Source organism: Streptomyces sp. NBC_01707, from assembly GCF_041438805.1.
Lineage (GTDB): Bacteria > Actinomycetota > Actinomycetes > Streptomycetales > Streptomycetaceae > Streptomyces.
On sequence record NZ_CP109190.1, the window covers coordinates 5448156 to 5468018 of the forward strand.

At 65.6% G+C, this 19863-nt stretch carries 12 protein-coding genes and 3 rRNA genes; 6 read left to right on the top strand and 9 right to left on the bottom strand.

Going from position 1 to position 19863, the window contains the following annotated elements:
* Nucleotides 1–210: 210 nt before the first annotated feature.
* On the top strand, nucleotides 211–1971 hold the full coding sequence (locus tag OG963_RS24525; protein ID WP_093930927.1) for a SpoIIE family protein phosphatase: 1761 nt from the start codon (nucleotides 211–213) through the stop codon (nucleotides 1969–1971).
* Between the two features lie 16 nt (nucleotides 1972–1987).
* Here OG963_RS24525 and OG963_RS24530 read toward each other — a convergent pair whose 3' ends face one another.
* Nucleotides 1988–3298: an MFS transporter gene (locus tag OG963_RS24530; RefSeq protein WP_093930926.1), complete on the bottom strand. Its 1311-nt coding sequence runs from the start codon at nucleotides 3296–3298 to the stop codon at nucleotides 1988–1990.
* A gap of 131 nt (nucleotides 3299–3429) precedes the next feature.
* On the opposite strand from OG963_RS24530, the gene OG963_RS24535 reads away from it, so the two are divergent.
* The 4 genes from OG963_RS24535 (at nucleotide 3430) to rrf (ending at nucleotide 9813) form a co-directional block, all read left to right on the top strand.
* On the top strand, nucleotides 3430–3987 hold the full coding sequence (locus OG963_RS24535) for a MarR family winged helix-turn-helix transcriptional regulator (RefSeq protein ID WP_030929564.1): 558 nt from the start codon (nucleotides 3430–3432) through the stop codon (nucleotides 3985–3987).
* Nucleotides 3988–4666: 679 nt separating this feature from the next.
* Nucleotides 4667–6192, top strand: a 16S ribosomal RNA gene (locus OG963_RS24540).
* Between the two features lie 299 nt (nucleotides 6193–6491).
* Nucleotides 6492–9617 (top strand): 23S ribosomal RNA (locus tag OG963_RS24545).
* A gap of 79 nt (nucleotides 9618–9696) precedes the next feature.
* Nucleotides 9697–9813: ribosomal RNA gene (gene rrf, locus OG963_RS24550) — 5S ribosomal RNA — on the top strand.
* The 16S, 23S and 5S rRNA genes sit together here, the layout of an rRNA operon.
* Nucleotides 9814–9861: 48 nt before the next feature.
* Here rrf and OG963_RS24555 read toward each other — a convergent pair.
* Nucleotides 9862–10680 (bottom strand): GNAT family N-acetyltransferase, encoded by an 819-nt coding sequence (locus OG963_RS24555; RefSeq protein WP_093931305.1) that lies wholly within the window; start codon nucleotides 10678–10680, stop codon nucleotides 9862–9864.
* 92 nt (nucleotides 10681–10772) lie between these two features.
* Between OG963_RS24555 and OG963_RS24560 the strand changes: the two genes are divergently transcribed.
* Nucleotides 10773–11333: a GNAT family N-acetyltransferase gene (locus OG963_RS24560; RefSeq protein WP_093778062.1), complete on the top strand. Its 561-nt coding sequence runs from the start codon at nucleotides 10773–10775 to the stop codon at nucleotides 11331–11333.
* Between the two features lie 103 nt (nucleotides 11334–11436).
* Here OG963_RS24560 and OG963_RS24565 read toward each other — a convergent pair whose 3' ends face one another.
* The 7 genes from OG963_RS24565 to OG963_RS24595 all read right to left on the bottom strand — a co-directional run bounded on the left by OG963_RS24565 (nucleotide 11437) and on the right by OG963_RS24595 (nucleotide 19668).
* The gene (locus tag OG963_RS24565) at nucleotides 11437–12981 is read right to left on the bottom strand and encodes a type VI secretion protein (RefSeq protein ID WP_371799457.1); all 1545 of its coding nucleotides are present in this window, start codon (nucleotides 12979–12981) and stop codon (nucleotides 11437–11439) included.
* Between the two features lies 1 nt (nucleotide 12982).
* On the bottom strand, nucleotides 12983–14401 hold the full coding sequence (locus tag OG963_RS24570) for an ATP-binding protein (RefSeq protein WP_030924913.1): 1419 nt from the start codon (nucleotides 14399–14401) through the stop codon (nucleotides 12983–12985).
* Nucleotides 14402–14420: 19 nt separating this feature from the next.
* Nucleotides 14421–15971, bottom strand: coding sequence for an SCO6880 family protein (locus OG963_RS24575; protein ID WP_093778058.1), 1551 nt, complete (start codon nucleotides 15969–15971; stop codon nucleotides 14421–14423).
* Nucleotides 15968–17341 (bottom strand): hypothetical protein, encoded by a 1374-nt coding sequence (locus tag OG963_RS24580; RefSeq protein WP_093931303.1) that lies wholly within the window; start codon nucleotides 17339–17341, stop codon nucleotides 15968–15970. The genes OG963_RS24575 and OG963_RS24580 overlap by 4 nt, the downstream gene beginning before the upstream one ends.
* On the bottom strand, nucleotides 17331–18203 hold the full coding sequence (locus tag OG963_RS24585) for a hypothetical protein (protein WP_093931302.1): 873 nt from the start codon (nucleotides 18201–18203) through the stop codon (nucleotides 17331–17333). Before OG963_RS24585 ends, OG963_RS24580 begins: the two co-directional genes overlap by 11 nt.
* A 190-nt stretch (nucleotides 18204–18393) precedes the next feature.
* Nucleotides 18394–18708 carry a hypothetical protein gene (locus tag OG963_RS24590; RefSeq protein ID WP_030924923.1) on the bottom strand — a complete coding sequence of 105 codons (315 nt, stop codon included), beginning with the start codon at nucleotides 18706–18708 and terminating at the stop codon, nucleotides 18394–18396.
* A gap of 303 nt (nucleotides 18709–19011) precedes the next feature.
* A complete protein-coding gene (locus tag OG963_RS24595; RefSeq protein ID WP_037822714.1) occupies nucleotides 19012–19668 on the bottom strand; it encodes a DUF402 domain-containing protein in 657 nt (218 codons plus the stop codon).
* Nucleotides 19669–19863: the final 195 nt, after the last annotated feature.

Here is a 19863-nt window from a genome sequence, read left to right on the forward strand (position 1 = left end):
TGGACGTGTGACCATAGGTGGGCCCACACCTGCACAGAGTGACCCGGCCGGCAGTGACCAACAGTGACCAGTACGAGAGGCCCGGCTGCGCCTCCCCGGGGGTCCGGCCCCCGGTGCCCCCGACCCCGGCGAGAGAGAACCGGTAGAAGAACCGGAAGAGGAAGCAGCCCGCCCGAGCGGACCAGACCGACACACGAGGCCAGAAATTCCGTGAACTTCACGCGTTGGAGCGCCCGCCTACCAGGAACGCGCCGCGCCGCCGCCCGGGACGACCGCAGTTCCGTCCCCGCGGCCCGCGCCGAGTACGCCAGGCCCGAACCCGGGGCCGGCTCAGCGGACGGCGACACCCTCAAGGCCTCTCCTGGGGCATCCGCAGACATCTCTCAGGAGACCGCCGGCCGACCCGCGGACCAACTCTCCGGCCCCGCCCTGCTGGAGGATCTCTCAGCCCGCGAGATCCTCGGCCGGCTGCCCGCCCTCGTCGCCCTCGTGCACGGCCCCGACCACCGCATCGCCTACGTCAACGACGCCTACGCAGCCGCCTTCGGCCCCAGACCCACCGGCGCCACCGCCGCCGAGGCGATGCCCGAGCTCGACGAGCTGAGCCTGCTGCCCCTCATGGACCAGGTCCTGCGCAGCGGCACCCCCCGGACGGTCAAGTCCCGCAAGGTCCGCAGCGGCAACTCGTACACCGTGACCTGCACCCCCGTCGCCACGCCCGCCGGTCTCCCCGCGAGCGGCAGGACCAAGAACAAGAACGGCAGGAACCAGGGGAGTGATGGCCGCGGTGTCCTTTTGTACGCCGCCGATGTAACCGACCACGCCGAAGCGGCCGAACGCCTGCGTACCAGCGAACGCCGCCACCGCGAGACGGCCGTCACCCTCCAGCGCTCCCTGCTCCCGCAGGAGCTGGAGCAGCCGGACGATCTGCGGATCGCCGCCACCTACCAGCCGGGCGGCACCGACGCGGCGGTCGGCGGCGACTGGTACGACGTCATCACTCTCGGCGCGGGCCGCACCGCCCTCGTCATCGGGGACGTGATGGGCCGCGGGGTGCGCGCCGCCGCGGTGATGGGCCAGCTCCGCACGGCCGTGCGCGCCTACGCCCGTCTCGACCTTCCGCCGCACGAAGTGCTCCAGCTGCTCGACGGTCTCGCCGCGGAGATCGACGCCAGCCAGATCGCCACCTGCGCCTACGCGGTCCACGATCCGAACGAGGGCCGGCTCGTCTACGCCTCCGCCGGCCACCTCCCGATCCTCGTGCGCGACCAGGACGGCACGGTCCACCGCGCGGAGGACCCGACCGGACCGCCGCTCGGCACCGGTGGTTGGATCCACACCTCCGGCACGATCGCGCTGCCGCCCGGGTCCACCGCCGTCCTCTACACGGACGGCCTCGTCGAACGCCGCAGTGAGGACATCGACGAGGGGGTCGCCGCGCTGGAGCGCGCCCTTTCCGGTGCCAACGGGGCGCCACAGGTGGTCTGCGACCGTCTGATCCGCTCCCTGGGAGTCACGGCCGAACACGACGACGACGTGGCCGTGCTGGTGGTCCAGCATCCCGCCCGCACGGGGACGAACGCGGAGCTGTTCCACAACGCCTCGCTCGATCTGCTCGGCGGCATCGAAGCGGCCCCGCGCGCCCGCGCTTTCGCGACCGGCGTCCTCACGTCGTGGCGCTTCCCGGTCGAGCTGTGCGATCTGGGCGTCCTGGCCGCCAGCGAACTGGTGGCGAACTCCCTCCAGCACGGCATCCCGCCGATGCGCCTGGGACTGCGCCGCACCGACCGCCGCCTGATCATCGAGGTGACCGACGGTGACGACCACCTGCCACGCCGCCGCCGCGCCGAACCGGCGGACGAGTCGGGCCGCGGCATCTCCATCGTCGCGACGATCGCCTCGTCCTGGGGCAGCCGCCGCACACCGGGCGGCGGCAAAGCGGTCTGGTGCGAGTTCGCGCTGCCTCGGTGAGCGTCAGCGGGTGACGTCACCGAGCGGCAGCGGGCTCGGACACGCGCTCGGCCACCATCCCGGCCGGCGGCCGGGACACGGCCACCACCCGCGACGGCAACGCCGCGAGCGAAGGCTGGTCCTGTACGGGGGTGAGCCGGTGGCCCAGCCGCAGGGCGAGCACGGTGATCCCCAGGGAGAACAGCACGAACGTCACGATGTACGGCCCGTGCAGCGAAGCCCCCATCGGCCCGCCCACAGCCGGACCGACCGCCAACGCAAGCTGCTTGACCAGGGCGAACGCCGAGTTGTACTGACCGACCATCGACTCCGGGGCAAGGTCGGCGACCAGCGGCGCCACCGTCGGCGACAGCATCGACTCACCGAGTCCGAACAGTGCGTACGTCGAGATCATCGCGGCCGTCGCCATGGTCTGGCTGCCGTGCCCGAGCCCCGCGTACCCCGCCACGATCCAGGCGAACGCCCAGATCAGGCCGACCGAGGCGATGACCCGACTGCGCTTGCGTCGCTCGACCAGCCGCAGCACGACGAACTGCGCCACGACGATGACAGCGGTGTTGGCGGCAAGGGCGATACCCAGCGTCGAAGGCTCGATCCCGGCAGCCTCCGTGCCGTACGCCGCGAGACCGGACTCGAACTGCCCGTAGCAGGCGAAGAACAGCACAAAGCCCAGCACACACAGCTGAACCATGGCCCGGTGCGACAACAGCGCCCGCAGCCCGCCCTTCGCGGTGGACCCGTCGGTGGGCCGGGCGTCCGCGATCACAGGAGTACGAGGCATCCGCACCGTCACGGCGACGACGCCGAGCACGATGAACATCGCCGCCTCGATCAGGAACAGCAGCGTGAAGGTCTCCGGCCGGTCCGTGTCGACGATCTGTCCGCCGACCAGCCCACCGATGCCGAGGCCCAGGTTCTGCAGAAAGAACTGCATGGCGAAGGCGCGCGTACGGGTGGCCGTGCTCGAGCACCAGACCAGCATCGTGGCGAGCGCCGGCGACATGACGGCCGTGCCCGCGCCGAGTACGGCCGCCGACAGCACGGTGGTCGTCACGTTCGACGAAAGCCCGAGAGCCGCCGCCCCCACCGAGGCCACCACGGCGGAGACGATCAGCACCGGCATCGGACCGCGCCGGTCGATGGCACGTCCGGTGAACGGCAGGACGGCCAGCGCAGCCATGGCGAAGACCGCCAGCACGACTCCTGCCGTACCGGCGCCCAGATCCCGTACCTGCGCCACATAGACGTACAGATACGGAACGGTGAACCCCACACCGAACGCGCTCAGCGCGCTCCCCAGCTGGATCCGCCGCAGCGCTGCGCCCATTTCCCTGGTCACACTCACCTACCTCAAGCTCAGAAGGACTGACGTCCAAAGACTTTAACAGTAAAGTTAGAGCTTCAACAATACAGACCGAAGGACTTCGACGCCAATGGAGGCGTGCCATACTGCCCGCCATGTCTGACACCACCGAGCCCTCCGGCCTCCAGGAGCCGAGCCTCGACGAGCAGATCGCGGCCTATCAGCGCGAGTTCCGGGACCTGGACCCCCAGGTCGAGCAGGTCGTCTCGGCCCTCGGCCGACTGAACCGCCGGATGAACGTCGGCTACGGACGCCAGCTGGCCGACCTCGGCATCAGCAACGCCGAGTGGGAGGTCCTCAAGACCCTCGTCGTGGCCGGCTCCCCCTATCGGCTGGGCCCGGGCGAGCTGGCCAAGCGCCTCGGCCTCACCCCGGCCGCGATGACCCACCGCATCGACCGCATGGCGGGCGAGGGCCTGGTCACCCGGGACAGGGACGAGAACAACCGGGTGCGCGTGATCGTCGAGCTGACCGACGAAGGCCGTACGAAGTGGCTGGAGGCGATGCGCATGGCGTCCGCCTTCGAGGAAGACCTGCTCCAGGACCTCTCGGGCGACGAACGCGGAGCTCTCGGCGAGATGTTGATCCGCCTCCTGCGCCGGGTGGAACAGGCCCAGCCGGACGCCGGCGGCCGACTCACCGACCTGGACTGACCCCCGCCGGGCGAGGGGAAAAACGGCTTGACCTGGCGGGGTTGACACACCCCCCGCCGATCCGTAAGGTTCTTCGAGTTGTCACGGAGCCGGAACGGTTCTGCGACAGCCGATCCCGCCGCGAATGCGGCAACCAAAACTCTGCACGATCTCCCACTCGGGACGATTTCGGCATGCCGGAATTCATTTCGAAGGCTCGATTATGAGCCGCCGGGAAAATCCGCTAGAGTTTGGACGTCGGAACGGCCCAACAGCCGGGAAGACAAACCCCGCTGACTGGGAATCAGGCCCGAAAGGATCTGATAGAGTCGGACTCGCCGGAAAGGGAAACGCGAAAGCGAAGAACTGGAAAGCGGAACCCGCTTCGACCGGGAATCGGACACGAAAGAGTCTGATAGAGTCGGAAACGCAAGACCGAAGGGAAAAGCCCGGAGGAAAGCCCGAGAGGGTGAGTACAAAGGAAGCGTCCGTTCCTTGAGAACTCAACAGCGTGCCAAAAGTCAACGCCAGATATGTTGATACCCCGGCCTGTTTCGGCAGGTTGGTGGTTCCTTTGAAAGTCCTGTCGGGCCTTTGTGGTTCCGGTAGGCAATTACACAGCGAGGACGCTGTGGACGATCGGTCTTATTCCGGCTGATCGTCCCGCTCTCGTGATGTGTCTCCCGATTACGGGAAAACATTCACGGAGAGTTTGATCCTGGCTCAGGACGAACGCTGGCGGCGTGCTTAACACATGCAAGTCGAACGATGAAGCCCTTCGGGGTGGATTAGTGGCGAACGGGTGAGTAACACGTGGGCAATCTGCCCTTCACTCTGGGACAAGCCCTGGAAACGGGGTCTAATACCGGATAACACTCTGTCCCGCATGGGACGGGGTTAAAAGCTCCGGCGGTGAAGGATGAGCCCGCGGCCTATCAGCTTGTTGGTGGGGTGATGGCCTACCAAGGCGACGACGGGTAGCCGGCCTGAGAGGGCGACCGGCCACACTGGGACTGAGACACGGCCCAGACTCCTACGGGAGGCAGCAGTGGGGAATATTGCACAATGGGCGAAAGCCTGATGCAGCGACGCCGCGTGAGGGATGACGGCCTTCGGGTTGTAAACCTCTTTCAGCAGGGAAGAAGCGAGAGTGACGGTACCTGCAGAAGAAGCGCCGGCTAACTACGTGCCAGCAGCCGCGGTAATACGTAGGGCGCAAGCGTTGTCCGGAATTATTGGGCGTAAAGAGCTCGTAGGCGGCTTGTTGCGTCGGTTGTGAAAGCCCGGGGCTTAACCCCGGGTCTGCAGTCGATACGGGCAGGCTAGAGTGTGGTAGGGGAGATCGGAATTCCTGGTGTAGCGGTGAAATGCGCAGATATCAGGAGGAACACCGGTGGCGAAGGCGGATCTCTGGGCCATTACTGACGCTGAGGAGCGAAAGCGTGGGGAGCGAACAGGATTAGATACCCTGGTAGTCCACGCCGTAAACGTTGGGAACTAGGTGTTGGCGACATTCCACGTCGTCGGTGCCGCAGCTAACGCATTAAGTTCCCCGCCTGGGGAGTACGGCCGCAAGGCTAAAACTCAAAGGAATTGACGGGGGCCCGCACAAGCAGCGGAGCATGTGGCTTAATTCGACGCAACGCGAAGAACCTTACCAAGGCTTGACATATACCGGAAAGCATCAGAGATGGTGCCCCCCTTGTGGTCGGTATACAGGTGGTGCATGGCTGTCGTCAGCTCGTGTCGTGAGATGTTGGGTTAAGTCCCGCAACGAGCGCAACCCTTGTTCTGTGTTGCCAGCATGCCCTTCGGGGTGATGGGGACTCACAGGAGACTGCCGGGGTCAACTCGGAGGAAGGTGGGGACGACGTCAAGTCATCATGCCCCTTATGTCTTGGGCTGCACACGTGCTACAATGGCCGGTACAATGAGCTGCGATGCCGCGAGGCGGAGCGAATCTCAAAAAGCCGGTCTCAGTTCGGATTGGGGTCTGCAACTCGACCCCATGAAGTCGGAGTTGCTAGTAATCGCAGATCAGCATTGCTGCGGTGAATACGTTCCCGGGCCTTGTACACACCGCCCGTCACGTCACGAAAGTCGGTAACACCCGAAGCCGGTGGCCCAACCCCTTGTGGGAGGGAGCTGTCGAAGGTGGGACTGGCGATTGGGACGAAGTCGTAACAAGGTAGCCGTACCGGAAGGTGCGGCTGGATCACCTCCTTTCTAAGGAGCACTTCTTACCGGGCTTGCTCGGTCAGAGGCCACTACGTCGGCAAATGTTCGACGGTGGTTAGCTCATGGGTGGAACGTTGACTATTCGGCACGACAGGTTGTTTTTCACTAGTACTGCTTCGGCGTGGAACGTGGGGGATGGTCGGTCGTGTCGGGCACGTTGTTGGGTGTCTGAGGGTATGGCCGCGAGGTTGCCTTCAGTTGCCGGTCCCAGTGAACTCGCCCTTAGGGGTGGGGTGATGGGTGGCTGGTCGTTGTTTGAGAACTGCACAGTGGACGCGAGCATCTGTGGCCAAGTTTTTAAGGGCGCACGGTGGATGCCTTGGCACCAGGAACCGATGAAGGACGTGGGAGGCCACGATAGGCCCCGGGGAGCTGTCAACCGAGCTTTGATCCGGGGGTGTCCGAATGGGGAAACCCGGCAGTCGTCATGGGCTGTCACCCGCTGCTGAACACATAGGCAGTGTGGAGGGAACGAGGGGAAGTGAAACATCTCAGTACCCTCAGGAAGAGAAAACAACCGTGATTCCGGGAGTAGTGGCGAGCGAAACTGGATGAGGCCAAACCGTATGCGTGTGATACCCGGCAGGGGTTGCGCATGCGGGGTTGTGGGATCTCTTTTTCATAGTCTGCCGGCTGTGAGACGAGTCAGAAACCGTTGATGTAGGCGAAGGACATGCGAAAGGTCCGGCGTAGAGGGTAAGACCCCCGTAGCTGAAACATTGACGGCTCGTTTAAGAGACACCCAAGTAGCACGGGGCCCGAGAAATCCCGTGTGAATCTGGCGGGACCACCCGCTAAGCCTAAATATTCCCTGGTGACCGATAGCGGATAGTACCGTGAGGGAATGGTGAAAAGTACCGCGGGAGCGGAGTGAAATAGTACCTGAAACCGTGTGCCTACAAGCCGTGGGAGCGTCGCTGTTGTTCTTCGGAGCAACAGTCGTGACTGCGTGCCTTTTGAAGAATGAGCCTGCGAGTTTGCGGTGTGTTGCGAGGTTAACCCGTGTGGGGAAGCCGTAGCGAAAGCGAGTCCGAATAGGGCGTTTTAGTAGCACGCTCAAGACCCGAAGCGGAGTGATCTAGCCATGGGCAGGTTGAAGCGGAGGTAAGACTTCGTGGAGGACCGAACCCACCAGGGTTGAAAACCTGGGGGATGACCTGTGGTTAGGGGTGAAAGGCCAATCAAACTCCGTGATAGCTGGTTCTCCCCGAAATGCATTTAGGTGCAGCGTCGTGTGTTTCTTGCCGGAGGTAGAGCACTGGATAGGCGATGGGCCCTACCGGGTTACTGACCTTAGCCAAACTCCGAATGCCGGTAAGTGAGAGCACGGCAGTGAGACTGTGGGGGATAAGCTCCATGGTCGAGAGGGAAACAGCCCAGAGCATCGACTAAGGCCCCTAAGCGTACGCTAAGTGGGAAAGGATGTGGAGTCGCAGAGACAACCAGGAGGTTGGCTTAGAAGCAGCCACCCTTGAAAGAGTGCGTAATAGCTCACTGGTCAAGTGATTCCGCGCCGACAATGTAGCGGGGCTCAAGCGTACCGCCGAAGTCGTGTCATTCGTACATGTATCCCCAACGGGAGTACGGATGGGTAGGGGAGCGTCGTGTGCCGGGTGAAGCAGCCGCGGAAGCGAGTTGTGGACGGTTCACGAGTGAGAATGCAGGCATGAGTAGCGATACACACGTGAGAAACGTGTGCGCCGATTGACTAAGGGTTCCTGGGTCAAGCTGATCTGCCCAGGGTAAGTCGGGACCTAAGGCGAGGCCGACAGGCGTAGTCGATGGACAACCGGTTGATATTCCGGTACCCGCTTTGAAACGCCCAATACTGAATCAGGCGATGCTAAGTCCGTGAAGCCGGCCCGATCTCTTCGGAGTTGAGGGTAGTGGTGGAGCCGACGAACCAGACTTGTACTAGGTAAGCGATGGGGTGACGCAGGAAGGTAGTCCAGCCCGGGCGGTGGTAGTCCCGGGGTAAGGGTGTAGGGCGTGTGATAGGCAAATCCGTCACACATTAAGTCTGAGACCTGATGCCGAGCCGATTGTGGTGAAGTGGATGATCCTATGCTGTCGAGAAAAGCCTCTAGCGAGTTTCATGGCGGCCCGTACCCTAAACCGACTCAGGTGGTCAGGTAGAGAATACCGAGGCGTTCGGGTGAACTATGGTTAAGGAACTCGGCAAAATGCCCCCGTAACTTCGGGAGAAGGGGGGCCATCACTGGTGATTGGATTTACTCCATGAGCTGGGGGTGGCCGCAGAGACCAGCGAGAAGCGACTGTTTACTAAAAACACAGGTCCGTGCGAAGCCGTAAGGCGATGTATACGGACTGACGCCTGCCCGGTGCTGGAACGTTAAGGGGACCGGTTAGCTGACTTTCGGGTCGGCGAAGCTGAGAACTTAAGCGCCAGTAAACGGCGGTGGTAACTATAACCATCCTAAGGTAGCGAAATTCCTTGTCGGGTAAGTTCCGACCTGCACGAATGGCGTAACGACTTCTCGACTGTCTCAACCATAGGCCCGGTGAAATTGCACTACGAGTAAAGATGCTCGTTTCGCGCAGCAGGACGGAAAGACCCCGGGACCTTTACTACAGTTTGATATTGGTGTTCGGTTCGGCTTGTGTAGGATAGGTGGGAGACTTTGAAGCAGCCACGCCAGTGGTTGTGGAGTCGCCGTTGAAATACCACTCTGGTCGTGCTGGATGTCTAACCTGGGTCCGTGATCCGGATCAGGGACAGTGTCTGATGGGTAGTTTAACTGGGGCGGTTGCCTCCTAAAGAGTAACGGAGGCGCCCAAAGGTTCCCTCAGCCTGGTTGGCAATCAGGTGTTGAGTGTAAGTGCACAAGGGAGCTTGACTGTGAGACCGACGGGTCGAGCAGGGACGAAAGTCGGGACTAGTGATCCGGCAGTGGCTTGTGGAAGCGCTGTCGCTCAACGGATAAAAGGTACCCCGGGGATAACAGGCTGATCTTCCCCAAGAGTCCATATCGACGGGATGGTTTGGCACCTCGATGTCGGCTCGTCGCATCCTGGGGCTGGAGTCGGTCCCAAGGGTTGGGCTGTTCGCCCATTAAAGCGGTACGCGAGCTGGGTTTAGAACGTCGTGAGACAGTTCGGTCCCTATCCGCTGCGCGCGTAGGAATATTGAGAAGGGCTGTCCCTAGTACGAGAGGACCGGGACGGACGAACCTCTGGTGTGCCAGTTGTCCTGCCAAGGGCATGGCTGGTTGGCTACGTTCGGAAAGGATAACCGCTGAAAGCATCTAAGCGGGAAGCCTGCTTCGAGATGAGTGTTCCCACCCCCTTTGAGGGGTTAAGGCTCCCAGTAGACGACTGGGTTGATAGGCCAGATGTGGAAGCCCGGCAACGGGTGGAGCTGACTGGTACTAATAGGCCGAGGGCTTGTCCTCAGTTGCTCGCGTCCACTGTGTTAGTTCTGAAATAACGAACGGCCGTGTTGTTGCCCGGTGTTGGTTAATTTCATAGTGTTTCGGTGGTCATTGCGTTAGGGAAACGCCCGGTTACATTCCGAACCCGGAAGCTAAGCCTTTCAGCGCCGATGGTACTGCAGGGGGGACCCTGTGGGAGAGTAGGACGCCGCCGAACAATTATTCCGGGAAAGCCCCGCACCTCTGGTGCGGGGCTTTTCTGCGTTTACGGGCCGGCCCTTTCCCGCGGCGGCGACCATACATAAGGGGTCGTGGTGGTCACTGCGTGGAAGCCCAGCCGGCGCAGGATCGGTGCGCTGTCGCCGGACGCGTCCACTTGCAGATAACGAACCCCGCGAGCTGCTGCGATGTGGGCGCGGGCGGCGACCAGAGCGCGGTAGATGCCTCGTCCGCGCCAGGCGGAGAGCGTCGAGCCGCCCCACAGGCCGGCGAATTCAGTGCCTGTGCGGAAGACCAGCCAAGCCGCGGAGACGACTTCGCCGTCCACCTCGGCGACCAGAACGACGTGGTCGTCCGGTGCAGCGGCGACGCGGCCCGCCAGGTCATCGCCGATCATGCTCAGGTCCTGGCCCCAGATGGTCGACTCGAGTGCCGCGATGCGGTGCATGTCTGCGTGTTCAGTGACCTGGCGGAGTACGACGCCGTCCGGGAGCACGGGTGGTGATGCCATGTCCTTGGCACGGCCGATGAGGACGGTCTCCTCCGTCTCCGCCGTGAAACCCGCGGCGCGCAGGCGGTCGGTGAGGTCGGACGGCAGGTCGTGGCCGCGTATCTTCCACTCGACCGCCTCTCCGCGGGCGGCGAATCGGTCACGTTGACGGGCGATGAGCGCGTCGAGTTCGGCACCGTGTACCTGCACGTCGCGCGGGGCGCTGATGAAGCCGCGGAACTGGCCGACGGTCCGGGTCAGGGGTCCGTCCTGTTCGTAGCCGACCCCCGCCGGAGGGTTGGGCGGGACACCCCGCATCTGCTCGTCATAGGCCGAGAGCAAGCCGGCCATCTCGGCCGTCGTCTTGTCATCCATGTCTGTCACGGGAGTAGACGGTACGAGCCGAGGTGCGAGGCAGGGGCAGGAATTCGATTGCCGGGGGACGTGGGGCAAGACAGGATCGGTGCATGGACTATGTGATTCGGCCCGTGCGCGCTGAGGAATGGGCGCTCGCCAAGGAACTCCGGCTCGCCGCTCTTCAGGATCCCGTGGCACCGGTGGCGTTCCTGGAGACGCACGAGCAGGCCGTGGCCCAGCCCGACGAGTTCTGGCAGGACCGCACGGCCCGTGGATCGGAGACCGGTGGTGACGAGGTGCGTCAGTTCATCGCCGAGGCGCCCGACGGGAGCTGGGCGGGGTCGATCACCGTGCTTGTCGAGCGGCCGGACGATGATGTGCGGTTCGGTGAAGCGGCAAAGGTCCACCAGGCTCATGTGGTCGGTGTGTTCCTGAGGCCGGAGGCGCGGGGCAGCGGACTGGCCGAGCAGTTGTTCCGGGCCGGGGTCGAATGGGCGTGGTCACTGGGCGAGCCGCGGATCGAGCGGGTGAGGCTGTACGTGCACGAGAGCAATCCGCGGGCCGCTGCCTTCTACCGGCGGTTCGGTTTCGCACCGAGCGGGGAGACCCTTGCCGTACCGGGCGATCCGACGGCGCGGGAGCTGGAGTACGAGATCGTCCGCCCCGTCTGACGTCGTCAGTGCCGGTCGGCGCGCTGTGGCCCCGGACCGGATCGGTCCGGGTCAGGAACTGCTGCCTGCAGGCCCGTTCCTGGCCACTGCTCCAGCCACCGCGTTACGGCTGGAGCGGGGACGTCCAGCGGGCGCGGGCCTGTTCCTGCGAGCGGAGCAGGACCAGCGTCGGCAGGGCCTGGTCCTGGTTCGTGGAGAGCAGCTCCGGGAGCTGGGGAAGGGGCGCCACAGCCGCGACGTCGTCGAGGACGAGCGTCATTGGTGGGTCGAGCCGACCGTCGGTTGACCGTGCGGCCATGCGGCGGCCGTGCTCGACCACGTGTGAGGCGAGGGCGGTGAGCAGGGGCATCGCACCGGGTCCGGAGCGAGGATCCTCGATGGGTTCACCTACCACATAAAGAGTGCCCCCTTCGCCCGCAAAAGATTCCAGCGCGAGCGAATCGGATCGGTTCGGTGTGCAGGCTTCGCGGATGTGGATCGAGGAGAGCGCGGCGAACGCACGTACCGTCAGCTCCTGGGCCATCTCGCGGCGTTCGGGATGACCGGTGAGCGCGGATTCCAGCAGACCGGCGAGTCCGGAGGCGGCCTTGGTGTGGGTGCGGAGGAGCCGCACCGGTTCATGGGCATTGCCACCGAGGGCCCAGCGGTGCACCTGGCGGAACGGCCGACCGTCTATGGCGGCGGCGTGCAGCCAGCACTGGAGGAGGGTCTCCGCGGTCTCCGCCGTCATCGCGTCGATACGGGCCTGCGGCCGGACCGGGGCGAGGAGGGCGATGGCGCGGGCGGCGGCCGTGTCCGGTGCTTCGCACCCGGCGGTGGGAGACCAGTGGAGGCGGGCCGGGGTGTCGCAGAGGTGACCCGGGTCGTAGACGAGGACCGGGCCGAGCTTGGCGCGGGCGTCCTTCGTCTCCGCCCAGACGGTGGGGTCGGACGTGACGACGAGGGCCGGGCCGTCGGCCTCCCGGACGGCCTGCACGACCGTGGGGCGACGGGTGGCGGCCGGGCCGTAGACGACGAGGGGTGTGCGCGGTGAGGGGACGACCGGGGCAAGGGGGAGAAGCTCTTCCCGCACGTCGGACTCGGTCGGCGCCTCTGTTGTCGTTGTGGCTGTGGTCGCGGCGACGGGCTCAGGTGCGGGAGCAGGGCCAGGGGACGGCGTCGCAGGGACGGTTGCCTCCACCACCTCCATGGCCTCCACGGCTTCTGCCGCGGCGGGCACCGCGTGCTGAGTGCGCTCTGCATAGCGCTCGTCATGACGTTCCTGACGGCGCTCTTCCCGACGGCGTGCCCGTACCACTCGCCAGCGGGTCACCACGCCCATCACGAACATCGTCAGCACCATGAGCACCATGAGCTCGCCGATGAACAGGCCCCAGAACAGCCCGTATCCGGAGAGCTCGGCCGAGGGTGTGCCGGGCCAGGCGGCGGTCATGTCGTGCGGGGACGCCGCCAGCCGGCGCATGGCCAGCGGGGTCTCGGTGAAGGTGACACCCTTCGGCCAGGCGCCGTGCGTGAACAGTCCGGACAGGCCGGTGGCCGTCCAGACGAGGATCGTCAGCCCGAGCAGGAAGCCCAGCAGACCGACCAGCAGACCGTCCGGGACGCCGCCGGTACCCGGTCCGCTCTGCTGTTCTGTGCGTCCCGCCATGTCATGCCACCGTTGACTCGGACGACTCGTTCAGTCGTTGCTGGTGCTCGATGCGTGCCGCGCGCTGCTCCGCCTCCAGCTCCGCGGCTCGTACGTCCTCCGGCAGGAGATCTGCGGCCGAGGACTCGGTCATGGCGCGGTCGGTGTAGACGAGGGGGCGTTCCGCCTCGGTGATCAGGTGTTTGACGACCTGTACGTTGCCGTTGACGTCCCATACCGCGATGCCGGGGGTGAGGGTGGGAATGATCTCGACCGCCCAGCGGGGCAGGCCGAGTACGCGCCCGGTCGCTCTGGCCTCGTCGGCCTTCTGCGCGTAGATCGTCCGGGTCGAGGCCATCTTCAGGATCGCTGCCGCCTCGCGTGCCGCGGCCCCGTCGACCACGTCGCTGAGGTGGTGGACCACGGCGACGAACGACAGGCCCAGCCGTCGGCCGAACTTCAGCAGGCGCTGGAAGAGCTGGGCGACGAAGGGCGAGTTGATGATGTGCCAGGCCTCCTCGACCAGGAAGATGCGCTTCTTCCGGTCGGGTCTGATCCAGGTGTGTTCCAGCCACACCCCGACGATCGCCATCAGGATCGGCATCGCGATCGAGTTCCGGTCGATGTGCGACAGGTCGAAGACGATCAGCGGGGCGTCCAGGTCGATGCCGGCCGAGGTAGGGCCGTCGAACATGCCGCGCAGGTCACCGTCGACCAGCCGGTCCAGGACGAGGGCGACATCGAGGCCCCAGGCCCGTACGTCGTCTATGTCGACGTTCATCGCCTCGGCGGACTCGGGCTCCGGGTGGCGCAGTTGCTCGACGATGTCGGTGAGCACCGGCTGCCGGTCGGTGATCGTCTGGTTGACGTAGGCGTGCGCGACCTTCAGGGCGAAGCCGGAGCGCTCGTCGAGGCCGTGGCCCATCGCGACTTCGATGATGGTGCGGAGCAGGGCGAGCTGGCCGGTCGTGGTGATCGAGGGGTCGAGCGGGTTGAGCCGGATGCCGCCGTTCAGGGCCGCGGTCGGATCGAGCCTGATGGGGGTGAGGCCGAGCTCCTGGGCGATGAGGTTCCACTCGCCGACGCCGTCCTCGCCCTGCGCGTCGAGGACGACGACCTGGCGGTCGCGGAACCTGAGCTGGCGGAGCACGTACGTCTTCTCGAGCGCGGACTTGCCGTTTCCGGACTCCCCGAGCACCAGCCAGTGCGGGGCGGGGAGCTGCTGTCCGTACAGCTGGAAGGGGTCGTAGATGTAGCCCTTGCCGGAGTACACCTCACGGCCGATGATCACGCCTGAGTCGCCGAGGCCGGGGGCCGCGGTGGGCAGGTAGACGGCCTGGGCCTGCCCGGTCGAGGTTCGTACGGGCAGCCTGGTCGTCTCCACCTTCCCGAAGAGGAAGGAGGTGAAGGCATCCGACAACGCGGACAGAGGATCTCGCATGGCGTGACTGCCCTCTCGGTTAGCGACGGATGCCGGTGGCGAACGGCAGTGTGTTCACAAAGGCGCGGTGGTGTTCGCGGTCGCACCACTCCAGCTTCAGGTACGACTTGCCGGCCGAGGCCCGGATGGTCCGCTTGTCGCGGGCGAGGGCTTCAGGTGATCGCGACGACACGGTGATGTACCCCACGAGGTTCACCCCGGCCGCGCCGCTCGCGAGATCTTCACCCCGCTGGTCGAGCCTGCCGTGGGCGGCGATGTCGCGAGGGTCGACGGTCCGGTTCATCTTGGCCTGGCGGCTCGCCTCGGCCTCGTCGTTCGTCTTCTCCGTGAGCATCCGCTCGATGGCGACCTCGGTGGGTTCGAGGTCCATGCAGACCGCGACGGTACGGATGACATCCGGGGTGTGCACGAGGAGAGGGGCCAGGAAGTTGACGCCGACGGGCGTCATCGGCCACTCCTTCACCCATGCCGTGGCGTGGCACCAGGGCGCGCGGGTCGTCGACTCGCGGGTCTTGGCCTGCAGGAACGTCGGCTCGACGGCGTCCAGCTCGGCCGGCCAGGCGTTGCGCTTCGTCATCGCCTGGATGTGGTCGATGGGGTGGTCGGGGTCGTACATCGAGTGCACGAGCGAGGCGAGCCGGCTCTGGCCGAGCGGCTGGCGCACCCGGATGTCCGCCTCGGCCAGGCGGGCGCAGATGTCGGTCAGTTCGCGCGCCATGACGACCGCGAGGCCCGCGTCCCGGTCGAGCTTGCGGCCGGCCTGCGGGCGGGCGGCGCGGGCCATGGCGTTCGCCTCGGCGGCCAGTTCGCGGTTGAAGTGCATGCAGGCGACGAGGTAGGCACGGTGCTGTTCGCTGGAGGTGGAGACCATCGACTGCAGCTGGTCGTACGACTCCTGCAGCCAGCCCGGGGACCCCTTGTCGCCACGCTGGGCGACGTCCTTGGCGTGTGCGTCGGGGTCGGCGGGGAGGGTGCGGGCCAGCATCTGAATGCGGGTCACGAAGCCGTCGCCGTTGGCCACGTGCTTGAGGAGGGTGCCGAAGCGGTCGACCAGCGCTTCCTGGTCCTCGCTGTCGCGCAGTCCGACGCCGGGTCCCTCGATCTCGATCGCCGCGGTGACGGTGCGACGGTCGGCGTGCAGCAGTACGGCGATCTCGTCCGGGCCGAAGGGCGCGGCCAGCCAGTTGATCCGGCCGATGCCTGGGGGCGGCCCGATCTCGATCTCACGGCCGTCGGCCCGTACGCCGGCTTCCATGGCGGCGGAACGGTACGCCGTGCCACGGCGCAGGGACCGCTTGAAGCTCCGGTTGATCTCGAACCACTTGTAGAAGGTGCGGTGCTTGTACGGCACGTACACCATGGCCAGTGCCATCAGCGGGAAGCCGGTGAGGAGCACGATCCGCAGGGACAGGACGGGGACGATCAGCCCGCTCATCATGCCGAGGAACGCGCCGACGATGATCAGCGCGATCTCGCCGGTCTCGCGGTTCTTGCCGACGATCGCGTTCGGCCGGGCCCGGCCGATGAGATACGTACGGCGAGGCGTGACCGGATGGGACTGGGTCGTCAACGCCCTCCACCTCCTGTGCGGTTGTTACCTGAGTTGCCTGTACCGCCGCCTCGGGTGGCGCGGCTGCTGTGCGGGGTGCCCGAGGTGGGCCCCGATCCGCTGCGGGGCGGAGGTGCGGCGGAGGGGACAGATCCGCCGCCGGCCCCGCTCCCGCCGGGGTTGCGGGAGCTGTGCGCGGCCACCCCGCCGCTGACCGGGTTGGCGGGCCTGCCACCGCTGTTGCCGCCGCCCTGTCCCCCGCTGTCTCCGCCGCTGCGGCTGCTGTGGGTCTTGATGCCCTGGGAGACGAGAGCGGCGGGGGAGCTGATGAGGGCGGCGGCCTGGGCGCCGTCGGTGGCCTGCTTACGGTTGGTGCGGGCGCCCTGGATCTCGTCACCGAAGCCGGGGACGAAGCGGTAGATCATCGCCGAGGCGAAGATTGCGAGCAGGATGATGGCGAGGCCGGAGACGACGGCGGAGAACGCGTTCGGCCCGCCGTCGGAGGAGAGCGCGCCGGCCAGTCCGAGCACGATGACGATGACGGGCTTCACCATGATCACCGCGATCATGATGCCTGCCCAGCGACGGACGTGGCCCCACATGTTCTTGTCGACGAGACCCGAATAGACGACGACGCCGAGGAGCGCACCGACGTACAAGAGGGCCGCCCGGATCACAAGCTCCAGCCAGAGCACGCCCGCGGCGAGGATCGACACGAGCGAGACGACGATCAGCATGATCGGCCCGCCGCCGATGTCGGAGCCCTTGCTCAACGCCTCGGCGAACGACCCGAAGAAGACATCGGTCTGCCCGCCGGAGGAGGACGCGATGACGTCGGTGACCCCGTCGGTGGCCGAGACGACCGTGTAGAGGATGAGCGGTGTGAACGCGGACGCGAGCACGGTCAGCCAGAGGAACCCGACAGCCTCGGAGATCGCGGTGGCCACCGGAACGCCACGGATGGCGCGCTTGGCGACTGCGAGCAGCCAGAGGACGAGGGTGAGCACGGTGGAGGCGGCGAAGATGACCGCGTACTGCTGGAGAAACTTGGGGTTCGTGAAGTCGACGTTCGCGGTGCCCTTTACTGCCTCGCTGAGCTTGCCGACGATCCAGGCGGCGGCGTCGGCACAGCCGCGGGCGAGGGACGACAGGGGGTCGAGGGCGTTGGCCGCGTCGTCGGGAGAAGTGGTGCTGGGGCTGCCGGCGTCGCCGTTTTCGCAATAGCTTCTGGCCGGGCCTCGAATCAGGTCGCAGGCGTTGTTGCTTTTGCTCGGCGATGGGCTGGGCGAGGGCGCAGCAAACGTGCTGCTTGCCAGTAGCACGACAGCGACCTGCAGGCTCGACACCGTAGCTGCTAGCGAGAGGGCGCGGCGAGATCGTTTACCGGGCATACGTGAACCCTCCGAACTGTTCCACGGCGTCGGCCATCTCCTGGGCGGGGGAGGCAGCCTGGTCACGGCCGACCGGGACGGGGCCGTCCTTCTGCGTGAAATCGGTGACCTTCCAGTCGCCATTGATCCACGCCAACTCGAAGGTGTTGGTGAACCAACTTTCGGACACCGGGTTCTTGGAGCCCTCGCCAGCCAGTCCGAACAGGGCGGAGTACCAGACGGAGATACTCGCGGTGTCGCCGCTGAACTTCACGACCTTGGTGCCGACGGGATTGGAGCGCGAGATGAACGTCATGCCGTCGGGCGCGGTGCCATCGGTGTTCAGGCCGATGCTGGTGAGGAACGCCTCGCCGGAATACACCTTGTCCAGGTCGTCTTGGCGGGCTGTGGCGACGGCAGGCGCGTACACAGCGTTCACGATCTGGCGGCGATGAGTGGCCTCGAACATGTCGGCGGAACCGAGCGCCACCGAGTAGTTCGCAGCCGCGCTCTGCGCCCCCTGCTCGTCATGTGCGAACCCCGACGCGATCGTGCCGTTCTTCCCCGTCACCGGCTTCGTGCCCGTTGCTGCGGTGGGTGCCGCCCCCGCCTTGCCGCCGCTGCTCCCGCCCGAGGAGTCGCTGTCTCCGCTGCCCCCGCCCATGTTCGCGAACGCGATAGCCGCGACGAGTAGAACGACCACGCCGACCACCATGGTCAGGGACCGCGAGCTGCGTGCCGGGCGGCGGCTGCCGTAGCCGTCGCCCCCTGTGCCGTCGGCAAATCGGGTACGGGTCTGGCGCGTACCGCCGAGCGTGCTGTATCCATCATCTGGACGGCCCGAGCGCGAATCGCCGCCGTAGCCGTCGTCGCCGAGACTCATGCCGCGTAGGCCCCCTCAACCATGTGCGATTCCGCGTGGTACGACCGTAGCCGTGCTGGTTCCTGTGTGGGCGCGGTGTGGTGACTCGACATCAGGGAGACGCAACCTCTGTCGGTGGGCACGACGGACGGGTGGTGTGGGAGCGGAACCGGGGCGGGGGACGGCGCGTCCGGCCAGGGCTGACGGAGGGTTAGATGGCCATGCCGTAGACGATGGTGAACAGGGTCCCCAGCGATCCGATGATGAACACACCGGTCAAACCGGCAACGATCAGACCCTTGCCCTGTTCTGCGCTGAACGTGTCGCGCAGCGCCGTCGCGCCGATGCGCTGCTTGGCCGCTCCCCAGATGGCGATGCCGAAGCAGAGCAGGATGGCAACGGCCATGACGACCTCGATCATCACCTTGGCTTCGTCGCCCAGGGCTCCGAACGGCCCCCACTTGGGTGCGATGCCGTTGATGATGGTGCTGATACCGCCCTTATCAGTGTCAGCTGCCAGGACCATGTAAGTCACCGCCCCTGTTGGGTAGTTCACTGCCCCTGCCACATGGCACGGGTCGCTCTCTATCTTCGCTGATGAAACCGTCCTGGTACGACGTCTTGGCGGCTCTCTTTCATGGGATCTCGCACGTTTGACCGGTCCGACCGCCCTGACCTGCGGATCGAATCGGTGTGTGACCACATATATATGGTTACTCTGTGTATCACGGAGAGTGACCCCGGGCAACGATCGGCATCCCGCCACCCTGGCCGGGGCCCGCTTCCCTTTCTCAACTGCACCCATCAGGGCAGGCAGGTTGAGGGGCAGTCAGAGAATGGGGCGGCGGGGCACCGGCGGGCGGGGCGGTGTCGTCCAGGTTCTCGGCGGCCGGAAGTCGCACCAGGAGCCGTCGAAGGGAAAGGTTCCGGCCTCGGCGAGCCGCGCGACTCTCATGCCCTCGGCTCGTATGGCCGCCGCTTCGTCGGCCGACCAGTAGACGGGGTGGCCGGTCTTCTCGGCGAAGGACTCCTCGTCCTTCCACTGCCAGGACCGGTCCGGCGCCACGTTGATGTCGAGCTCGTGGTCGGCGATGTCGATGTCGTCGCCGTGGTGGACGCGCCGCTCCAGATTCACGTACCAGCCACGGAACTTCCCCCTGCGGCCGAAGAGCCAGAGGACGGAATGCGCGGCGCCGCTGGGCTGATAGAACAGAGCGCTGCCCATCGGCCAACGGCCGGGTACCACCGGATATCCGGTGGCGGGTCGGTCGTCCGGGGCGATGTCACGAAGATGTGCGCCGCCGGGGAGCTCCGTGCGCCACATGGGCGCGCCTGTCTCCATCCACACCAGCTGGCCCTCGTCCGTGCGCTCGACGAGTCGTACGGGTACCGAGGCGCTCAAATGGCCTCCGATGAAGAGGTTCCAGTGCAGAATCCGGCCCGGTACGTCTTCCGTGATGTTGATCGAGTGCGCGAGACGGTTCATGGATCAGTCCTTGCTGCCGGGGCCCGACGGTGGCGATGTGATCTGTTGTGCCCGGACAGCGGCGAGTTCAATGCGCGGACGGGTTCGTTGCGTAGCGAATATGCGCTGGTCGGGCAAACAGACAACAATCCAAGAACAGTTCCGGGAGGCAGCCAGTGAGTGGCGCATTGCCTTCAGGAGAAGGAACGCCCGATC